Consider the following 19,672-nt stretch of genomic DNA (forward strand, 5'->3'; position numbering starts at 1 on the left):
TTCACGATGGGGCGCCGCGCGTGGTTGCAGGAGGGTCTAACGACACGAACTCGTCGACCGAGGTCACCGCGCGGGCAAGCATCCGCCGATGGTTCGGGCCCCGATGCCGATCGCAGCGACGTGGGCGCGCGATCACCGCACGAACGCAGTGGAAAGCACGCACGCTCACCCGGCTGCGGTCGAGGCAGCTGTGTTGATCGCACGGGGCTTCACCCGTGAGCTGTTCGACGTCAGACGTCGCCTCCCTGAACAGGTGGCAGGCCGTCGGCACTCAGTTCGCTGTCACGGCCGTGCAAGCTCGCCAGGGCACGAGGTGGGTCGTGGTTCTCCTCGAGGTGGATATCGACCGTCCAGGCCTCCGTCGCGAGCATGAGCCGCTCCCCCGTCATTCGGTACGGAGCCTCCACCCGGTGCTGACCAGCAGTGCGCCGGCAAGGAGACCGGAGACGATGAACCCGGTTCCTTCGCCGAGCACCAGGCACAGCAGCGCGAGAAAGGCCGCGACCACGCCGAGCGCCCTGTGAAAGCTCATCCACGCCCGAACCCTCGTGAGCGGCCGCGCGCGGGTCATCCTCTCCGCGAACCCCGGATCCGCTGCGCGCAGCCCCCGCTCGATCTGATCGAGAAGACGTCGCTCATGAGGTTGAGTCATCATCCCTCCCGCACGAAACATGTACTCCTGCCGTGCCCACTTCGGTCCGACGACCGCACATAGCACCGAACATCACACTTCTCAAGAAGCTGCTTGAGCTCAGACTCGATGAGCAGGCGGAATCCATCCAGGGCCTTTCGTCATGCCCCGCTCGCGAAGCCCCGTGCTCACCGCGCAGCCGCGTCGATCGGGCTTTTCAACAAGCAGTGCGCGAGTCGACGCGGAGTACGGCCGCGCCGCGCACGCGATCAGCTTCCAGGTCCGCGAGCGCGCGATCAGCTTCCTCGAACCGGTAGGGCGTCGTCGTGACGTGGATGCGGTTGCTGGCAGCGAAGCGGAAGAAGTCCTCACCGTCGAGCCTGGTGTTCGCCGTGACGCTGCACAGGGTGCGTTCGAAGAACAAGTGTCGCTGGTAGTCCAACGCCGGCACGTCGCTGAGGTGGATCCCGGCGATCGCCAACGTGCCACCGCGGTCCAACGCCTCCAGAGCGACCGGGACGAGATCTCCGACCGGGGCGAACAGCACGGCCGAGTCGAGCGGCTCGGGTGGGCTGTCCGCCGCGCCTCCGGCCGAGGCGGCCCCCAGGTCCAAGGCGAGGGCTCGTGCCGCTTCCGAACGCGTGAGCACGTGCACCGTCGCTCCGTGTGCCAGGGCGACCTGGGCGGTCAGATGTGCGCTGGCGCCGAAGCCGTAGATGCCGAGCCGACCGCCGTGGGGCACCCGGGCACGTTTCCACGCCCGGTAACCGATGAGGCCGGCGCACAGCAGTGGTGCGAGTTCCTCGTCGGAGTAGCCTGCCGGAAGGTGATAGGCGTATTCCGAGGGAACCGTGGTCCACTCGGCGTAACCTCCGTCCGCGTCCCAGCCGGTGTAGCGCGAAGTCGTGCAGAGGTTCTCCCGACCGCTTAGGCAGTACAGGCAGCTCCCGCAGGTCCTGCGCAGCCACGCGATTCCAACACGGTCGCCCTCCTCGAACCCCGACGCGTCTGGGCCCTTCCCGACCACTTCACCGATCACCTCGTGGCCCGGAACCACCCCGGCCTTGCGCACGGGAAGGTCCCCTTCGACGATGTGCAGGTCCGTCCGGCACACTCCGCACACGAGCACCCGCACCAGGAGTTCGTCCGCTCCTGGGCTTGGCCGTGGTCGGGCGCGCAGCGATAGCGGTCCGCTCGTCAGCGGTCCGGGCTCACCCACGGTCCAAGCGCGCGGCTCCTCGCTCCTTGCCACGACACCAGTCGAACCGATTCACCGGCACCAGCTGTAGGGCCGAGCGACCTTACTTGCACGGCGGCGCCTGAGCACGTTTCGATCACCCGACTGGCGGTGACGCCCCCAGAACGGACAGCACCTGGGCGCCATTGGAGTCGCCAACCGCCCAGCAGAACCATCGTCGGATCTGCTCGAGTTTGCCCCGTGCCGCGCGCGGGGAATCTCAGGAGAAGCTCCGTTCCAGGTTTCGACCCGGGGTCGAGAGCGCGTCGATGACGTCTTGGCGTCGTCGGGTCGTACGGCTGCGCCACGTCCGGGGGCGTCGCCGGTCGGATTCTCAGCGCAACCGGGGGTAAGGCGGATGACTGATCTGACCGACACGATCGTCGTCGGCATCGACGGCTCTGAGCAGGCACTCAGCGCGGTGGCTTGGTCCGCGGCGGAAGCGTCCTCGCACGGTCTTTCATTGCGGCTGGTCGCCTCGACCGAGCCTTACCTCCGCAATTTCTACGGGCCAGAGCTGCCCTACCTGCCCGCGATGTTCGAAGAGATCGATCAGCTGGCTCGTGCACACCTGCGCGACGGGCTGAATCGCGCGAGCACGGTCGACCCCGAAGTACCCGTGCACACCGAGTACGTGCAGGAGCCGCCGATCTCGTTGCTGCTGCGGATGTCGAAGACCGCGGACATGATCGCCCTGGGTGCTTCGGGACGTGGCGGTTTCAGCGGGATGCTGCTGGGCTCCACGGCCGCCGCCGTCGCCGTGCACGCGTCCAGCCCGGTGGCGATCGTGCGCGATCCGAACACTCCGGATGGCCCGGTGGTCGTCGGTGTCGACGGCACCGCGATCAGCATCGCCGCGCTCGGCAAGGCGTTCGACGAAGCCTCGTGGCGAAAGGCGGGCCTGGTGGCGGTGCACGTCGGTGAGACCCCCTCGATCAGAGAGGTCGGCGTCGGCCGAGCCCACGAGCGACCCGGTGATGTGGAGCGCATCTTGGCCGAATCTCTCGCCGGTTGGAGTCCGCACTACCCCGACGTCGAGGTCGAGCGCGTCGCGGTCGCCGGCCGGCCACCGAGCGTCCTGCTCGACTGGAGCGACCGCGCGCAGCTCGTCGTGGTGGGAACCCGAGGGAGGGGTGGGTTCCGCGGCATGCTGCTCGGGTCGACCAGTCAGGCGCTTCTGCACCACGCCAGGTGCCCCGTGCTCGTCGTCCGCGAGCACCCCCGCCCCGCGTGACGAGCCGCGACGCTGTTCGCACGAATCCCGCTGGCCTCATGGGTGTTTGACCCAGTGTCGATGCCGCACGCGACGCTCGGTTCGTCCGACACCGGGCAGCGGAGGTTCGACGGTCGCCGGACCTCCTGCACCACGCCCCCGCGTCCGGTGGTCGTGGTCCGCTGGGCGGTGGAGGCCTCATCGCGGATAGTCGTTGAAGATCTCTTCGAGCGGACGCCGGGTGCTGCGCGGAACGATCGTGGCCGGGTGGCCGAAGCGCATCAGCGCCTGGATCGAATCGGGCTGGTGGCCAGGTTGCGAGAGTCCTTCTCGGACTTCATCGAGTTGCAGGCATTGGGTCATGACGGAGGCGCCCAGAGCGCGGTGGGTGGCCTCCAGCCACGCGTTCTGCAAGGCGGCACCAGCGTCGAGGTGAGCACGGACCCCGTCGTCCGGAGTGCTCAGCAGCAACACCGATTCCGTTTCGATGCGTGCTGCCAGCCAGGCTTCATCCGGTACGTGGGTCGATCCGCTGACCAACCCCACCGCGCCGAGCCCCTGCGTGCCCAGCGCTTTCGCGGGAACTCCCCCGGGTCTCGAATCGGTCGGATCAGCGATCCAGCTCGCCAGTTCCCGCTGATAGATCTCGTCGGCGTGCTGGACGCGGGCGGCGTAGGTCAGCAAACGCGCCAGATGCAGCGCTTCCGCGCTACCGGTGATCCACCGGGCCCCGAGCGATGGGAGGCACTCCGCCGCGCTCAGCAGGGCCTCCTCGTCAGGGCCGGAGACCGGGCGTGAGTCGAAGGGCCGACGGTGGCTGGCGCGGTGTGCGATCGCCTCGTACCGCTGGAGTTCGGCCTCGCTGGGCGGCAGCCGGGTGGTGCCCGTCACTGAAGCAAGCGGCCTGGAATCGTCCCCGAACGCGAGTTCGGCTCGCCATCCCAGCTTGCGGATAGCGAGGACGAGGTTGGTCAGCGCGGCTCCGCACGAGATCAAGCGGTCCCTGCCCTCCGGGTCGTACTGGGACTGTGCGATGTCGTCTCGTTGGTCCAACTCGACCACGCGGTCGTGCACCGACAGCGACCACGGTTGCGTGTTGTGCACCGACGGCGCGCGGTTGACAGCGCGGGCGATGGTAGCGACCTCTTCCGGCGACCACGGCCGGTCGTCGACGAGCTCGATGTCGTCCATATGGTTCGCTCAGTCCTTCCGCTGGACGTCTCACATGACCCGTGGCCCCGGGTTACCCCCATCGAAGGCGCGCACACCCACTCCACTGTTCGGCAGCAGGTCGAGCGGAAGCGTCATCCTCGTCCAGGCCCGGTCCAATCGGGCTCCACGTTCACCCACTCCCACTCCCAGCGACGCCGGGCCCAACTGTCCGCGACCGCGCGGACGGTCTTCATGATCCCCACGCATGCGAGGAGGCCCAGAACGAGCACCCCGACCGCCGTGCCCGTCGCTGACGCGATGCTGGTGACCTCCGTCGGCGGGGCCGGCGCCACGCGGTCGGCACCGTCAACCCACACCGGCACACGACTGCCGACGTGGCTGCTGGAGGGCACCTCGGCGCGCTCAGCACGCGGATGACCGTCTTGGCCGGTCCACCCGACCTCGGCGCGCACGCTCGCTCCTCCGCCGGGTTCGGAGCCGACCATCTGAGGGTTGGTGAGCACGACGGCATCGACCACGTGCTGCGCGCTCGCAATCACGGCTGCCTCGCGTCGCTGCGCAGCGTATTCGGCCTTGCCCGAGAACAGGGCTAGCAGGGGCACGACGGTCAGCGCCACGACGAGCAGACCGAGCAACGCCACGGCCACGAGGCGATCGACCGGACGTCGCAACGGGTTTCGCCGCATCCCCAACGCATGGACGAGCCAGCTGATGCCCGCAGACCAGTAACGCTCCTTCATGCACCTCTGCTCCTCGTGACGAACTCCGGGGCGCGGTCCATGGTGAGCACCATCGGACATCAACAACAGGGCATTTCGGCCCCTCTCAGTCACGTGATCACGAAACTCGATCACAAGTGATTACTTTCGACCGTGCCGTGAAACCGGGTAAGCGTCACCATCACAGTGGGGCCGCGGTCGGAGCGCCCGTAGCGGCCCGCGAACGGGGCGCAGGATCGAACCGCTGTTCGCCGACAACACGAGCCGGGGCATCCGACACACCCGGGAGGCTGCGATGGACCAACAGCACAAGTACACGATCGTGGTCGGCGTGGACGGCTCACCCGCGTCGAAGGCAGCGCTGCGCTGGGCGGCTTGGCACGCCGAACAACTCGGCGGGGCTCTCGTCACCCTCATGGCCTGGGACGTCCCGCTGATCTACAACTGGGAAGTCCCCGAAAGCGACGACATCTCCCAGCGCACCGCCGCAGGCCTGGACGAGATCATCGCCGAAGTCCTCGATCCGGACTCCGACCTCGCGGTGAGCAAGAACGTCGCCAACGGTCACCCGGCGCGGGCCCTGCTGGACCTCGCCGAGGAAACCGGAGCGGACCTGATCGCGGTCGGCCACCGCGGGCACGGCGGGTTCGCCGAAGCCCTTCTGGGATCGGTCAGCCAGCACGTCGTCCACCACGCGCGCTGCCCGGTCGTCGTGGTCCGCGACAACTCCCGATGACCGCGTGGCGCCTGAGGTTCGAGGGCTTCGATCCCGACGACGAGGGGCGCCGGGAAGCGTTGTGCACCTTGGGAAATGGCTACTTCGCCACCCGGGGTGCAGCACCCGAGTCCGCCGCCGACGGAGTGCACTACCCCGGAACCTACCTCGCCGGATGCTTCAACCGGCTCACCACCGACCTCGCCGGCCACCGGATCGAAGATGAATCGATCGTCAACGCACCGAACTGGTTGCCGCTGACCTTCCGCATCGACGAGGAACCGTGGTTCGCACTGGATCACGTCGAACTGCTCGACGTCGAGCAGGAACTGGACCTCCAGCGCGGAATTCTGGTGCGGCGAATTCGGTTCCGCGATCAGCACCGGCGCACCACCCGCCTGGTGCAGCACCGCCTCGTGCACCTCACTCATGCGCACCTCGCCGGACTGCACACCACCCTGCAACCCGAGGACTGGTCGGGAAGCGTCACGATCCGCAGCGGCCTCGACGGCGCCGTCGCCAACACCGGTGTCGCCCGCTATCGCGACCTCGCCGCGCACCACCTCGTCGACCACCACGTCACCGAAGCGAGTCCTGATCTGGCGGTGCTGGACGCGCTGACGTCCCAGTCGCACGTGCGCATCGCCGTGGCGCAACGCAACCGGCTCCTCGCCGAGGACAAGACTCACCAGACTCCCGTCACTGAGATCGATGAAGCTCGCGTGGACCACGAGTTCGTCCTCGAGGCCACTCCAAACGCGCAGATCCAGGTGGAGAAGATCATCTCGCTGCACACCTCGCGCGACCCGGCGAGCACCGAACCCGTGTCCGAAGCGGCCGACAGCGCAGGTGACGCACCCGGATTCGACGAGCTGTGCCACACCCAGGCCATGGCGTGGGCCCGGCTTCACCGGCACTTCACCACCGCTTCCTCGCTGAGCGAACCGGCTCGGCGAACGCTGCTGCTGCACCGCTTCCACCTGCTGCAGACCGCCTCGCCCAACATCAACGATCTCGACGTCGGGCTGCCCGCGCGCGGGTTGCACGGCGAGGCGTACCGGGGACACGTCTTCTGGGACGAGCTGTTCGTGCTGCCCGTGCTCGACCTGCGACTACCACGCCTGTCGCGCGCGCTGCTGCGCTACCGATACCGGCGACTGCCCCGCGCACGCCGAGCCGCCCGGCAAGCCGGGCTGACCGGAGCCATGTTCCCGTGGCAGAGCGGCAGCAACGGGCGTGAGGAGAGCCCCTCCTGGCACCTCAACCCGCGCTCGGGCCGCTGGCTGCCCGACCACACCCGCCTGCAACGACATGTCGGGCTCGCCATCGCCCACAGCGCTCGCCACCACCACCTCGCCACCGGAGACGAGGACTACCTCAGCAGCGAGGGCGCAGAGCTGATCTGCGAGATCGCCCGCTTCTTCTCCGCGCTGGCCACCTACGACCGCAGCAGGGACCGCTACGTGATCCGCGGCGTCGTCGGTCCCGACGAGTACCACACGGCCTACCCCGACAACGACGAGCCCGGGATCGACAACAACGCCTACACCAACATCATGACCGCCTGGCTGTGCGCGACGGCGACCCAGATCCTGCGGGAACTGCCCGGACAGCGGCGCCGCGAGCTCACCGACCAGATCGACTTGCGCCACCACGAGATCGACCGGTGGGACCGGCTCGCACACCGCATGTTCGTCCCCTTCCACGACACCGGGCTGCTCAGCCAATTCGAGGGATACCACCGGCTCGCCGAGCTCGACTGGGATGCCTACCGCCGACGCTACGGCGACATCCAACGCCTGGATCGCATCCTCGAGGCCGAAGGCGACGACCCCAACCGCTACCAGGTCAGCAAGCAGGCCGACGTGCTCATGCTGTTCTACCTGCTCTCCGCCGAAGAACTCGAGGAGCTCCTCAGCGGACTCGGCTACCCCATGGCCGACATCCCCGCCAACGTCGAGCACTACCTCGCACGCACCAGCCACGGCTCAACGCTCAGCGCCGTCGTCCACGCCTGGGTACTCGCACGCGGAAACCGGCCCCGCGCGCTGGAGTTCTTCGACAAGGCACTGTTCAGCGACCTGCACGACACCCAACGCGGCACAACGGCCGAAGGCATCCACCTGGCAGCCATGACCGGAACGCTCGACCTGGTGCAACGCTGCTTCACCGGAATCGAGATCCGCCCCGACGGCCTGCACCTCAACCCCCAATGGCCGACCGAACTCGGCCCCCTGGAACTGACGGTGCGCTACCACGGCCTACCACTGGCCATCCGCGTCTCCGGACGCGCGGTCGCCGTGCGCACAGCCCCAGGACCACCAGCGCCGACCATCACCTGCGTCTGCGGACCGCACAGCGCCCACCTCAGGCCAGGCGAAACCGCCCGCTTCTCGATGGACGCCACCCCCGCAACGGACTCCGCCGGTGACCCGCTGTGATCCGGCCAGCCCGCCCACGCCCGACGGCGCGCATCCAGCGCCCTGAGACCTCGCGGAGCACGACATGAACACCCCGCCTCAACGCCCGATCGTCGTCGGAGTCGACGGCTCACCCGCTTCTCGTCAGGCGCTGCACTGGGCCCTCGACCAAGCGAGCCGAACCGAAGCCACCGTCACCGCCGTGATGGCTTGGACGGTGCCCGAGCTCTACGACTGGCCGATGCCCACGGCCCAACAACTCGACCTCGCGACCGAGAACTGGCTGCACGACATCGTCCGAGCCGAGGTGCCCGAAGACGATCTCCCGCGGATCCACCTTCGCACCGCCGGCGGCCACCCCGCTGAGGTGCTCCTCGAACACGCCAAGGCAGCCGAGCTGCTCGTGGTCGGCCACCGCGGCACGGGCACGTTCGCACAAGCCCTCCTCGGCTCCACCGCCCGATACTGCGTCGACCACGCCACCTGCCCCGTCGTGGTGGTGCGCGAGCCCCGAACAAGTTCGCCGCACTCAACTCTCCCGGGATAGCGCCTCGTCAACCTCCCGGCAGGTCCGAGGCTTCTCGCACGCGGCCAGCCAGCCGACGCGAACGACCAGCTGCGGACGCCCCGAACCTCCGAGGACCTCTCGCTGCACCGCATCCCGCGTGCGGGCAACCTCGAAGGCTTCGCTGACCGAGGCCGTCGTGACCTGAGATCAGTTGCTCGACGACGGCTGTGCCGGTGGACCGCGACGGCTCAGAACGTCGTACGGGCCAAGCCTCGTACCGAGGGCCCGCGGCGAGCAACGGACGTTGGACCCTGGTGGTGCAGATCGAACTCCGCCACAGTCACAACATCGGACTGCGCGCCCGACCAGGAGGTGGCCGTGCACAGGATTTCCAACGCACTCGATCTGACGACTGCCGAGATCGAGCAGGTCATCATGCGAGCGGGGCTGGCTCCGTCCCTGCACAACACGCAGCCGTGGCGGTTCCGAATCCTGGCGCAGATGATCGAACTGCACTACGACCCGGCACGCCGCCTGCCGGTCGCCGACCCGGCAGGTCGCGAGCTCCGCCTGGCCTGCGGCGCCGCGTTGTTCAACCTGCGGCTCGCGCTGGAAAGCGCCGGGATCCGACCGAACGTGACCTTGCTCCCGCACTTGGCTGGGCCCACCGCGCTCGCGGAGATCCGCAGCGGCGGCCACACCGCTCCTCGACCGGAGACGCTACGCCTGAACGCCGCGATTCCTCAGCGGCACAGCCACCGCGCCCCGTTCCGCAACGTACCGGTGCCGACCACGGAGCGAAACGACATGCTCCACGCCGCTCAAGCCGAGCAGTGCTGGCTGCACCTCGTCACACCGGGAGAGCTCGGGACGCTGGAGGGCTTGGTCCACCGGGCGCACCGGGTGCAGGAGGCCGATTCGCGGTTCCGCGCCGAGCTAGCAGCGTGGACGGGCCAGTCCGGTGACGCGTTGGAAGGAGTGCCCACCTCTGCCGCGGGCCCCCGACCAGGGCCGCAGGACCAGTGGGTGCACCGAGACTTCTCGGCCGGGGTGTCACCGCGCCCAGAAGGAGTCGAGTACGAGTCCCACCCGTTGCTGGTCGTGCTGTGCACTCACCAGGAGAGCCCGTATGCCGAGCTACAAGCCGGGCAGGCTGTTCAGAACGTCTGGTTGACGGCGACCGCCCGCGGCCTGGCCGCCTCGATGATCTCGGAGGTCATCGAGGTGCCCGACACCCGCGACGAACTGCGCCACCTGCTGGGCGGGACGCTGCATCCCCAGGCATTGTTGCGGATCGGCTACGGAGGCCCCACCGTTCCCGCTCCGCGCCGAGCGATCGACGATCTGATCCTCGAGTAGGACACAACCACCTGGATCTGCCGACGCATTCGGTCGGCGAACCGATGCGGCTCGCGAGTATCGCCGGTCTTTCAGTCCGGTCAAGACCAAGCGGTCTTCTCCCGCCCTGTACACGCGTTTGAGCGACAGGTTGGGGTGCCCGTGCGTGTCTCGACCGCGGCGGAGACGGTCATGCGAACGCAGCCGCACGGGAGCTCTTCGGGTCACGCAAAACCGTCCCCGAGCGGAACGGCAACGCTAATGCCATCTCGCAAGAGGCCGCGGAGGACCTGCAGCCATGTGTGATCGGCGGCCGGGCGACACGTGGCGTGTCGCCCGGCCGTCGATCACGCCGGCGCTGGCTTCGGTGCCGCGGCCGGTTCGCCTGCGGGCTGCAGGGTGAGTGCGACCAGTGCCGACACTAGGCATCCGGCGCCGAGGTAGGCGGCGACCCAGTGCCAGCTCCCGCCGCCGAGCAGGACGAGCGCGGTGGCGATGGCCGGAGTGAATCCACCACCGACCGCCGCAGCCACCTGGTATCCCAATCCGGCGCCGCTGTAGCGGTATTCGGGGCCGAACAACTCGGTGAGCAGCGGTTGCTGCACGCTGACGATCAGGTCGTGAGCGATGTTGACCAGCACGACGGAGCTCACCACGACGAGGATTTCCGAGCCCGCCTGCATGGACAGGAAGTAGGGCACGGCGCCGATCACGCCGACCACCGCGCCGGTGATGAACACCGGTTTGCGGCCGTAGCGGTCGGAGATCCAAGCGAACAGCGGGATCGTCACGATGCCGATGCCGCCGACGAGCAGTGCGACGGTGAGCATGAAGCCGGAGTCGAAGCCGTACTGCTTGGTCGCATAGGCCAACGCGAAGGTGGTGACGATGTACATCGTCAGCAGCTCACCCAACCGCAGCCCGATGATCTGGAAGAAGGCCGCCGGGTGCTGCCGCAGGGCCTCCAGGACCGGCAGCTTGCGCTTGGCCGGCTCGGCTTCGGCGACCTGCTCGCGGAACACCTCGCTCTCGGGCACGCCGGCGCGAATCCACAGCGCGATGGCCACGAACACGACGCTGATCAGGAAGGGGACGCGCCAGCCCCAGGTCTGGAACGCGGTGTCGCTGGTGAACGCCTGCATCAACCCGGCGACACCGGTGGCCAGCAGCAATCCGACCGAGTAGCCGACCTGCACGCCGCTGCTGAAGAAGGCCTTGAGCTTCGGTGGCGCGTTCTCGACGGCCATCAGCGCAGCTCCACCCCACTCCCCGCCCACGGCGAAGCCCTGGATGGCGCGCAGCACCACCAGAAGCAGCGGCGCCCACCAGCCGATGCTGGCGTAGGTGGGCAGCAGACCGATCAGGGCGGTGGAGACGCCCATGATCGACACCGTCCACACCAGCATGGTCTTGCGGCCGATCTTGTCGCCGTAGTGCCCGAAGAACACACCGCCGAGCGGGCGGAAGATGAACCCGACGCCGAACGTGGCGAAAGCCGCGAGAGTTCCGGCGAGCGGGCTGATGTCGGGGAAGAACGCGTCGTTGAACACGACTGCGGCGACGATTCCGTAGAGCAGGAAGTCATACCACTCCACTACAGCTCCTACGAAGCTCCCCGCCGCCGCGCGAACGGGCTTCGCTTCCGTTTGCTCGGGCGCATCCGCCATTGGACACCTCCTGTGCGCTATACGCACGTCTGTGCGCTTGTTGCACGACATAGTGCGATGCCAGCCACACCGAGTCAAGCGACCAGGCGTGCGGATCAGGCGTCGACGCGGACATCGACCTCCACGCCCGGCCTCGACCGGCGCGACCGGAAGCTCGGATCACCACTTGGGCGACGACACGGGAAGCGATGAGCGCGCCTTGATGGGCCACCGCCCTCACGCTATGGTCACGATGCGCACAGTTGAGCGCATAGCGCACGTTTGGAGTCCTGATGAAGGCAGCAGCACTGACCGCCCCAGAACGCGTCGACGTCATCGACGTTCCTGAACCGGCCTGCGGCCCGCGCGACGTCGTCGTGCGCATGCTCGGTGTTGGGCTGTGCGGCACCGACACCGCTGTCGTGCGCGGCCGACGGAAAACACCTCAACTCCCCTGGGTTCTCGGGCACGAAGGAGTCGGCGAGATCGTCGCCGTGGGCGAGGCCATTCGCGATCGGCAGGTTGGACAGCGGGTGGCCGTCGAGCCGAACTACTGCTGCCTAAGCTGCGATCCGTGCCAAGCGGGCTTCACATCGGGTTGTCGGAAGCGCAACGCCGTCGGCCTCACCACGCCGGGCCTGCTCGCCGAGCGCGTCGCGGTGCCGGCTGCCTTCGCGCACCCGATCGCCGATCACGTGAGCCTGGCAGATCTGGTGTGCGTCGAGCCGCTGACGGTGGCGCGCGCAGCCGTGCGCCGCTCCGGGGCCCGCGAACAGCAGCACTGCTTAGTCGTCGGAGCGGGCTCGCAGGGCCTGCTGCTGTGTCAGTCGCTACTCGAAGTCGGGATCACGCCCGCCGTGCAAGAACCCCACGCAGGACGCCACGAGCTGGCCATGTCGCTGGGCGCGACGGTCGACGACCCGCACCAGGAGGTCGACCACGTCTTCGAGACCTCGGGCGCCCCGGGAGCCCTGGACGCAGCACTGGAGCACTTGCGGCCGGGCGGCCACGCCACCGTCGTCGGCATGAACTCCGGCCCGCTGGCCCTGTCCTCGCACGCGATCGTCTCGCAGCAGTGGTCGATCACCGGCTCGCTGATCTACGACCACCCGGTCGACTTCGCCGACACCATCGCAGCTTTGGAGAAGGGTGCCCTCGAACCGCACCGGGTCCTGCAGGCCCGGTTCCACCTCGACGAAGCCGCCGAGGCCTTCACCGCGGTCGCAGCAACACCCGGCAAGTGCTGGATCAGCTTCGAAGGCTGAATCAGCCGGCGGCGATGAGGTCAGCCTCGATCAGGCGCGCCGTCCGCAGGATCACCGGGATGTAGTCTCGCTCGACCAGCTCCGGCGTGGTGCGCCCGGCGTGCACCGACACGTTCGCCGCGGCGATGACCAGCCCGGCGCGATCGCGCACCGGCACAGCCGCGCCCCGGAGGCCCTCCTCCAGCTCGGAATCGACCAGCGCCCAGCCCTGTGCGCGTGCTTTGTCGATCTCCGCGCGCAGGGCCTGCGAGTCCCGCACCGTGCGATCAGTGCGCCGCTGCAGATGCAACCGGCTCAACCGCTCGTCCAACTCGTCCTCCGGCAACCCGGCCAGCAGCACCCGCCCCATCGAGGTCGTGTGCGCGTCGAACCGGGTGCCGATGTTGATCTTCACGGTCGCGAGCCTGCTGCTCGTAGCAAGCGCGAGGTAGACGATCTCGTCGCCGTCGAGCACCGCCAGCGCGGCGGTCTCGTTCAGTTCCCGGGTCAACGCTTGCAGGTGCGGTTGGGCTACCTCGGGCAACGACATCCCGGACAGGTAGGAATAACCCAGCTCCAAAACCCGCGGGGTGAGCTCGAAGTGACCCCCGTCGGAACTGACATAGCCCAGGTCGACCAGCGTCAGCAACAACCTGCGCGCCGTGGCCCGGTCGAGCTCCGTTTCTCGTGCCACCTCGGCAAGAGTCTGTCGCCGGCGCTCCGCGGTGAACGAACGGATCACCGACAGCGCCCGCGCCACCGACTGCACGAAGTACCCGCCGGCCACACGACCGCCCACAGCCGGATCAGCCGTCACGAACACACCTCCTCGAACCATCGCGTGCGTATAGCGCACACCCTATCGGATGGTGCACGCACACGTCGCGATCAAGAAGTGCCCCGGCGGCCACCAGGTGAGCAGTGCGGCGAAGACGGTCGCGGACGCACGCTGCGACGAGGCGGCACGACGACGATGTCTCCCCCTCCGGACCGGCTTCGCCTGCGCTTCGGTCACAGACGGGTGTGGTTTTCGATGTCCTGCTCGAACTCCGCGATGGCCTCGGCCGTCAGCGTGGGTCGTGCGTCGGTGACCGCCCGCAGGTAGTCGTCGGTGGTGGCCATGGTGCTGTCGTCGTGCAGCACGTCGCGTTCGAACGCGGTCTGGGCGCCTTGGCGGGCGGCGAACTCGATGTCAGCCGGTGTGAACAGGTCCGTGCGCTTCACCAGCACGTCCAGGTCGACGTTGTCGCGCGCCGGCCCGAGGTAGCGCGACCAGATCGCCCGCCTGGCGGGCTCGTCCGGCGGCCCGATCGGGATGATGTAGTCGAACCGGCCCGGCCGCAAGAACGCCGAGTCCAACGAACTCACCGAGTTGGTGGCGCACACCAGCAGCCGGTGGTCGTGCTCGCGGAAGCCCGGGATCAACTTGAGCAGTTCGTTGGTCACGCCGTGCGCAGGACCGGCGGCGGGCGTGGAACGCGTGCCCGCGATCTCCTCCACCTCGTCGATGAACAGCACCAGGTCGTCGAGTTCCTCGAGCTCGGCGAACACCGCGCGCAGCGACGCCGCCAACCCGTCCGGGGACGCCCCGGCCAGCCGCGAGGGGAACAACTCGACGAACGGCCAGTTCAGCCGGGAGGCGATCGCCTTGGCGAAGGTGGTCTTGCCGGTGCCAGGCGGCCCGAACAGCACGATCGCCTTCGGCGGCAGCACGCCGTGCCGCTCGGCCTGCACGGGATGCGAGATCGGCAGCACCACGCGCCGTTCGATGATGTCCTTCTCCTTCGTCATCCCGGCCAGCGCTTCCCACCTGCCGCGCGGCAGCAGCTGCCCGCCCAGTTCCTCGAGCACCCCGAACTCGACCGGGTCGAGGTGTTCGACCTTCTCGAAGTAGGTCAGATCGGTGCGGGGGCGGTAACCGGAGTTGGCCATGGCGTTGAACCCGGCCGCACCCTCTGGGACCAGACTGGCGATGCGGTGCACGCCCTGACCCCGCAGCTTCTTCTCCAGTTCGTCCAGCAACGCGCTCCCGATGCCGCGGTTGCGCCACCGGGTGTCGAGGGCGAACAAGGCCAGCCACGCCCGCTCCCCTTCCACCTTCGCCGCTGCCATGCCGACCACGTCGTTGTCCACGACCGCCACCGTCGCCGGGTGTCCGGCCCGCGCCATCGACACCACCTCGGCCGCGGAGAACACCGGCTCACCGCCTTCGCGGCTCTGGTCCCAGATGTGAATCGCCTGGTCCAGATCGTCGTCGTGAAAATCACGCACCCGCCACAGCGGCATGGCACCTCCAGGGTCTTCTTCCCCACGCCGGGGAACAGCTCGCGAGAGCCGCGGATCACAGAGAAAGCTAATGGGCACGACCACAGCGCGCAATGAAAAGCACCAGATCAACAGCACTCGGAGCAGACACCGGCGAAACTGGCGTGAATCCCGTCCACATCGGGACCGCAGCACGAGTGCTGCCAATCCAGCACTGACCGAACCGAGCTCAACATTTACTGGCACTCCGCAGAACATCCGTAAAGTGAGCAACCAGAGCGGAATCACATTTGCGATGGCAACGACTCCACGCTCCGAACGAGCCCGGTTGGTACACCTGTTGTTCTTATCTGCGTTCGTGGTGGCCATGCTCGTTGACGAAACCAAACAGCAAGCCTTGCAGGAGGCCGTCCAGGATCGCGCGGACGTGGCGGTGCGCGTGGCACAGAAAAGGATGCTCGCCCCCGAGTTCGGAACTATCGGGGGCGAGCATTTTGCGTGGCAGGACCCGGACACAGTGCCCACCCCCTCAGGTCCTGCCACGCCCGACAAAGAGCATAGAGGGCTGACCCCGAGCTCGAATACCCACAAGATTTCAAATGGTGACACGTCAACGGCCGCCCGCTGCTCTGAGTGGGGGATTATTTGAAGGTTGGGGCGTGCCGGTCCGTCGGGTATGTGCCTGGCGGAGTATTCCGACGGGATGAGTTCCCCGACTCCTCCCGACAACCCCGTAGAAGCCGTAAACCTGGCTCGTGACTTGCTAGCGGCGGCTGCGTGCGACCCACGTCTACGAACAGAGTCGCTCGATGACCTAGCCGCGCTTGCACGCCGAGTGAACGAAGCAGCCGTGACTCTGGCCGATTTGACCCCGGAGCTGTCCGAACGCACGTTGATCGAGAGCAGCCGGGCGGTTGAAACGTGGACAGATGCGCTCGCCGACATCGCGGGGATGCACACAGCGTCGCGTTCGGCGTCGTGGTGCGCGTCGTTGTACTTGGCGGCATTGGAGCAACGGCGAAGGTAGTGCCACATCCGCCCGACGTCTCCCGCGAAATCAGACACCAGATCGGCGTCAGCAAAACGATTCACCGTACGGCTCATTGTGGTGAAACTGTTGAGAGGACCCTGCCAGTGACCATTACCGCTCAAGACACACTCGCCATATTCATCGGCTCCGGCGCCCTGGGGTTCCCGTGGTATCGCGTCGATCGGCACCCGGCCGACAACATCGACTCGGAAACCTGGACGCTGGCTTTCACCGAGTTCGCGTTCGGAAGCTCAGAGACCGAAATTTCCCAGCACGTGATCACTCACGACGACCTGCTTCGTGCTGTGCAGAAGATCGCTAGCGGTGACGCCCATCAGATCGAGGACGACGTGCAGCGCGAGTGTCAGGCACTGCTATCTCAGGGGCCCGGCGTGGCCGGCTTCGATGCCGACGCGGCCGACGTGGTCATTCAGATCGCCGCGTTCGGGAAAGTCCTCTACGCCTGAGAGAACCGTCCGCAAACTCGTTCACCACTGGACAACGCCCGGATTTGGTTCAAGCTCGCGAGACTGCCACGTCCGGGCGTTGTTTGGCCGGGAAGCGGTTCCGGCGGTTGGAGGGGACACTGTGGGTGAATACCCATCAGCCGGCGTTCGGCATGACCGGCGGCCAGCCACCGCCGTCGAATTCGACCGCGACCTCAATCACGCGTCATGCTCACCCTGATTGAGCTCGTTACCGCCATCGATGAGTTCGTCCGAGTTGTCATCGCACCTTCGGGTCATGCCTGGTCAGTCGCGCCTCATCAGCAGCTCGGAGCTGGCGCGCGAACTGGGTATTACGCGTCAGACGATCGCACGGTGGGTCCAGCGCGGTGTGATCACGGCTGCGTCGGTCACCGCACGCGGTCAAGCGCGGTTCGACATGGAACAGGCCAAACGCGAACTGCGAGCACGCACCAAGCGGGAGGCAGGATTCCGCAACGCACTCGCATCACAGGACCGTCGCGATGCTCTGGGCATCAGTCCGCACGCCGTGGTAGTTCTCCTCGTGACCGAGAGCGTGCGTGCCAACCCACTCCGCTAGTTGCTGCGCCGAGCCTGGCCCGTCGCGCCCATCGGCGGTCGCCCACAACATAGCCTGCAAGACCGGCGATACCGGGCTCGGCGTTTCGTCCGACGCCGAGGCCACGTCCCCAAGGAGATGATCAGCGATGTTCGTCCCGTTCAGCGTCAGCGACTTCATCGACCGTGCGGTGCAGGTGTACGGCGACCGGGTAGGCGTCATCGACGAGCCGATGCAGCCGGCGGCGAGCCAGGGCGAGCTGACGTACGCGCAGTTGGGGGAGCTGGCGCGTCGTCAGGCCGCGAAACTCGACCAGCTCGGCATCGGTGTCGGCGACCGGGTGGCGATCGTGAGCCACAACAGTGCACGGCTGCTCACGTCGTTCTTCGGGGTCAGCGGATGGGGGCGGGTGCTCGTCCCGGTGAACTTCCGGCTGAGGCCTGACGAGGTGCAGTACATCGTCGAGCACTCCGGCGCACGGGTGCTCTACGTCGACCCGGAGCTCGAGGAGGCGCTGGCGGGTGTCAGCTGCGAGCACAAGTTCGTGCTCGGCGACGACGACGCGCTCTACGCGCCGCCCGGATCCGAACCCCAGGCCTGGGAACCGGACGAGCAGGCGACCGCCACGATCAACTACACCTCCGGCACGACGGCGCGGCCCAAGGGCGTGCAGATCACGCACCGGAACATCTGGGTCAACGCGCTCACCTTCGGGCTGCACTCGCAGATCAGCGACCGCGACGTCTACCTCCACACGCTCCCGCAGTTCCACGCCAACGGCTGGGGCATGCCGTTCGCCATGACCGGAGTCGGTGGGCAGCACATCATCCTGCGCAAGATCGACGGAGCCGAGATCCTGCGCCGGGTCCGCGACCACGGCGTCACGGTGATGTGCGCTGCTCCAGCGGTCGCCGCAGCGGTGCTCGAAGCCGCCCAGGACTGGGAGGGCGAGATTCCCGGCCGGGACCGGGTGCGGATCATCATGGCCGGGGCACCCCCGCCGACGCAGACCGTGGTCCGGGTGCAAGAAGAGCTGGGCTGGGAGTTCATCCAGATCTACGGTCTCACCGAGACCTCGCCGCTGCTGACGGTCAACCGCACCCGGTCCGAGTGGGACGACCTCGACCCGGAGGAGCGTGCGCAAAAACTCACCCGAGCCGGCGCACCGGCGCTCGGCGTACGACTGCGCATCGACCAGTCCGAGGAAGGTGCCGGTGAGGTGCTGGCACGCTCCAACGTGGTGCTCGAAGGCTACTGGGAGCAGCCGGAGGAGACCGAGAAGGCGCTCGACGGCGGCTGGTTCCACACCGGCGACGGCGGCCACCTCACCGACGACGGCTACCTCACGATCGCAGACCGCAAGAAGGACGTGATCATCACCGGCGGCGAGAACGTCTCCTCGATCGAGGTCGAGGACATCCTCTTCTCCCATCCCGCGGTCGCGGAGGTGTGCGTGATCGGTGTGCCCAGCGAGAAGTGGGGCGAGACGATCAAGGCGCTCGTGGTGCTCGCTCCCGAGTCAGAGGGCACTCCCGAGATGGAGGCCGAGCTGATCAGGTGGTGCAAGGACCGGATCGCCGGCTACAAGGCGCCCACATCGGTGACGTTCCGGACCGAACTCCCCCGCACCGCGACCGGCAAACTGCAGAAGTTCAAGCTCCGCGCGCCCTACTGGGAGGACCACACCCGCCAGGTCAACTAAGCCGGACCCCGATTGTCAGGCACGGGCCCAGCGTCAACGTGTGTTTCGAGTGTCTCCGGGCGTTCGGGCGCCCACTGCTTTGAGGAAGTCGGTGTTGGGATAGCCCGTGGTACGGCGTTTGGCCGATCGTGGTCACTTCCAGGCCGTGCGGAGGCCCGACCGGTGGCTGGAAGCTGTGCAGCGGGACTGAACCCGTCTCAGCACGGGCGACGAATCGGCCTGGCCTGGGAGAACGCTGCTCCGATGTCAAGGCCTGTCGGCCTGGTGACCATCACGTGTCCGCAGTTCACTGGTCGGGTCGCCTGACGTCGGGAAACAATGGGAGGGCAGACCGGCCCACCCCGTCGGAGGACGCCTTCAGCGGCCGGCCAGGAGGGAGTTGGGGACGTTGGACGGGGAGACCTTGCTGAAGACCGCGGCCGACTGCGTCGAGGAGCTGCCCGGGGCCACCCACGGGCGCCCGTTCACCGAGCAGCTGGACGTCTACAAGGTGGCGGGCAAGGTCTTTCTGATCATCACCGACGACCCGGACGAGCGCATCGTCACCGTCAAGGCCGAACCGGAGTACGGTCGGCTGCTGCAAGATCGGCACGCTTCGATCAGTCCGGGCCGCTACCTCGACAAACGGCACTGGATCTCCCTGGGAGCCGGCCCGGACATCACCCGGGACATCGTCGCCGAACTCGTCGACGACTCCTACCACCTGGTTCTGGACACGGTTCCGCACAAGCGTCGTCCCCGATGACCACCAACCGCACCCACGAACGTCGCGCACGGCAATGACGACAACCCACTCGCACGTACC

At 67.5% G+C, this 19,672-nt stretch carries 19 protein-coding genes; 11 read left to right on the plus strand and 8 right to left on the minus strand.

Features of this window, described 5'->3' with window-relative positions:
- Positions 1 to 230: 230 nt before the first annotated feature.
- The 3 genes from AB0J78_RS08055 to AB0J78_RS08065 form a co-directional block, all read right to left on the minus strand.
- Positions 231 to 371, minus strand: a complete 141-nt coding sequence (locus tag AB0J78_RS08055; RefSeq protein WP_363787947.1) for a hypothetical protein — start codon at positions 369 to 371, stop codon at positions 231 to 233.
- 14 nt (positions 372 to 385) lie between these two features.
- Positions 386 to 673 (minus strand): DUF3040 domain-containing protein, encoded by a 288-nt coding sequence (locus AB0J78_RS08060; RefSeq protein ID WP_363787948.1) that lies wholly within the window; start codon positions 671 to 673, stop codon positions 386 to 388.
- A 175-nt stretch (positions 674 to 848) separates the two neighbouring features.
- Complete coding sequence (locus tag AB0J78_RS08065) at positions 849 to 1,883, minus strand: zinc-binding alcohol dehydrogenase family protein (protein ID WP_363787949.1); 1,035 nt, start codon at positions 1,881 to 1,883, stop codon at positions 849 to 851.
- 343 nt (positions 1,884 to 2,226) lie between these two features.
- On the opposite strand from AB0J78_RS08065, the gene AB0J78_RS08070 reads away from it, so the two are divergent.
- On the plus strand, positions 2,227 to 3,102 hold the full coding sequence (locus tag AB0J78_RS08070) for a universal stress protein (RefSeq protein ID WP_363787950.1): 876 nt from the start codon (positions 2,227 to 2,229) through the stop codon (positions 3,100 to 3,102).
- Between the two features lie 177 nt (positions 3,103 to 3,279).
- Here AB0J78_RS08070 and AB0J78_RS08075 read toward each other — a convergent pair whose 3' ends face one another.
- Together AB0J78_RS08075 and AB0J78_RS08080 are read right to left on the minus strand one after the other, a co-directional pair.
- Positions 3,280 to 4,272: a nitroreductase family protein gene (locus tag AB0J78_RS08075; protein WP_363787951.1), complete on the minus strand. Its 993-nt coding sequence runs from the start codon at positions 4,270 to 4,272 to the stop codon at positions 3,280 to 3,282.
- A 113-nt stretch (positions 4,273 to 4,385) separates the two neighbouring features.
- Entirely contained in the window at positions 4,386 to 4,994 is a 609-nt protein-coding gene (locus AB0J78_RS08080) for a hypothetical protein (RefSeq protein ID WP_363787952.1), read from the minus strand.
- 274 nt (positions 4,995 to 5,268) lie between these two features.
- Between AB0J78_RS08080 and AB0J78_RS08085 the strand changes: the two genes are divergently transcribed.
- The 4 genes from AB0J78_RS08085 to AB0J78_RS08100 all read left to right on the plus strand — a co-directional run bounded on the left by AB0J78_RS08085 (position 5,269) and on the right by AB0J78_RS08100 (position 9,975).
- Positions 5,269 to 5,709: a universal stress protein gene (locus AB0J78_RS08085; protein ID WP_363787953.1), complete on the plus strand. Its 441-nt coding sequence runs from the start codon at positions 5,269 to 5,271 to the stop codon at positions 5,707 to 5,709.
- Positions 5,706 to 8,129, plus strand: coding sequence for a glycosyl hydrolase family 65 protein (locus tag AB0J78_RS08090; RefSeq protein ID WP_363787954.1), 2,424 nt, complete (start codon positions 5,706 to 5,708; stop codon positions 8,127 to 8,129). Before AB0J78_RS08085 ends, AB0J78_RS08090 begins: the two co-directional genes overlap by 4 nt.
- 64 nt (positions 8,130 to 8,193) lie before the next feature.
- Positions 8,194 to 8,655, plus strand: a complete 462-nt coding sequence (locus AB0J78_RS08095; protein ID WP_363787955.1) for a universal stress protein — start codon at positions 8,194 to 8,196, stop codon at positions 8,653 to 8,655.
- 339 nt (positions 8,656 to 8,994) lie between these two features.
- Positions 8,995 to 9,975 (plus strand): nitroreductase family protein, encoded by a 981-nt coding sequence (locus tag AB0J78_RS08100; protein WP_363787956.1) that lies wholly within the window; start codon positions 8,995 to 8,997, stop codon positions 9,973 to 9,975.
- Positions 9,976 to 10,301: 326 nt separating this feature from the next.
- On the opposite strand, the gene shiA is transcribed toward AB0J78_RS08100, so the two are convergent.
- Positions 10,302 to 11,672: a shikimate transporter gene (shiA, locus tag AB0J78_RS08105; RefSeq protein ID WP_363787957.1), complete on the minus strand. Its 1,371-nt coding sequence runs from the start codon at positions 11,670 to 11,672 to the stop codon at positions 10,302 to 10,304.
- Between the two features lie 221 nt (positions 11,673 to 11,893).
- On the opposite strand from shiA, the gene AB0J78_RS08110 reads away from it, so the two are divergent.
- On the plus strand, positions 11,894 to 12,865 hold the full coding sequence (locus AB0J78_RS08110; RefSeq protein ID WP_363787958.1) for an alcohol dehydrogenase catalytic domain-containing protein: 972 nt from the start codon (positions 11,894 to 11,896) through the stop codon (positions 12,863 to 12,865).
- Position 12,866: 1 nt separating this feature from the next.
- Here AB0J78_RS08110 and AB0J78_RS08115 read toward each other — a convergent pair whose 3' ends face one another.
- Together AB0J78_RS08115 and AB0J78_RS08120 are read right to left on the minus strand one after the other, a co-directional pair.
- Positions 12,867 to 13,661 (minus strand): IclR family transcriptional regulator C-terminal domain-containing protein, encoded by a 795-nt coding sequence (locus AB0J78_RS08115; protein ID WP_363787959.1) that lies wholly within the window; start codon positions 13,659 to 13,661, stop codon positions 12,867 to 12,869.
- 194 nt (positions 13,662 to 13,855) lie between these two features.
- A complete protein-coding gene (locus tag AB0J78_RS08120) occupies positions 13,856 to 15,130 on the minus strand; it encodes a GNAT family N-acetyltransferase (protein WP_363787960.1) in 1,275 nt (424 codons plus the stop codon).
- A gap of 244 nt (positions 15,131 to 15,374) precedes the next feature.
- Here AB0J78_RS08120 and AB0J78_RS08125 point away from each other — a divergent pair, with 244 nt between their 5' ends.
- From AB0J78_RS08125 to AB0J78_RS08145, 5 genes are all read left to right on the plus strand, one after another.
- Entirely contained in the window at positions 15,375 to 15,758 is a 384-nt protein-coding gene (locus AB0J78_RS08125) for a hypothetical protein (RefSeq protein ID WP_363787961.1), read from the plus strand.
- Between the two features lie 485 nt (positions 15,759 to 16,243).
- Positions 16,244 to 16,606, plus strand: a complete 363-nt coding sequence (locus AB0J78_RS08130; protein WP_363787962.1) for a hypothetical protein — start codon at positions 16,244 to 16,246, stop codon at positions 16,604 to 16,606.
- Between the two features lie 277 nt (positions 16,607 to 16,883).
- On the plus strand, positions 16,884 to 17,186 hold the full coding sequence (locus tag AB0J78_RS08135; RefSeq protein WP_363787963.1) for a MerR family transcriptional regulator: 303 nt from the start codon (positions 16,884 to 16,886) through the stop codon (positions 17,184 to 17,186).
- Between the two features lie 127 nt (positions 17,187 to 17,313).
- Positions 17,314 to 18,867: an AMP-binding protein gene (locus AB0J78_RS08140; protein WP_363787964.1), complete on the plus strand. Its 1,554-nt coding sequence runs from the start codon at positions 17,314 to 17,316 to the stop codon at positions 18,865 to 18,867.
- Positions 18,868 to 19,246: 379 nt separating this feature from the next.
- Complete coding sequence (locus AB0J78_RS08145) at positions 19,247 to 19,612, plus strand: MmcQ/YjbR family DNA-binding protein (RefSeq protein WP_363787965.1); 366 nt, start codon at positions 19,247 to 19,249, stop codon at positions 19,610 to 19,612.
- Positions 19,613 to 19,672: the final 60 nt, after the last annotated feature.

Source organism: Saccharopolyspora sp. NPDC049426 (assembly GCF_040676935.1).
Classification (GTDB): Bacteria; Actinomycetota; Actinomycetes; order Mycobacteriales; family Pseudonocardiaceae; genus Saccharopolyspora.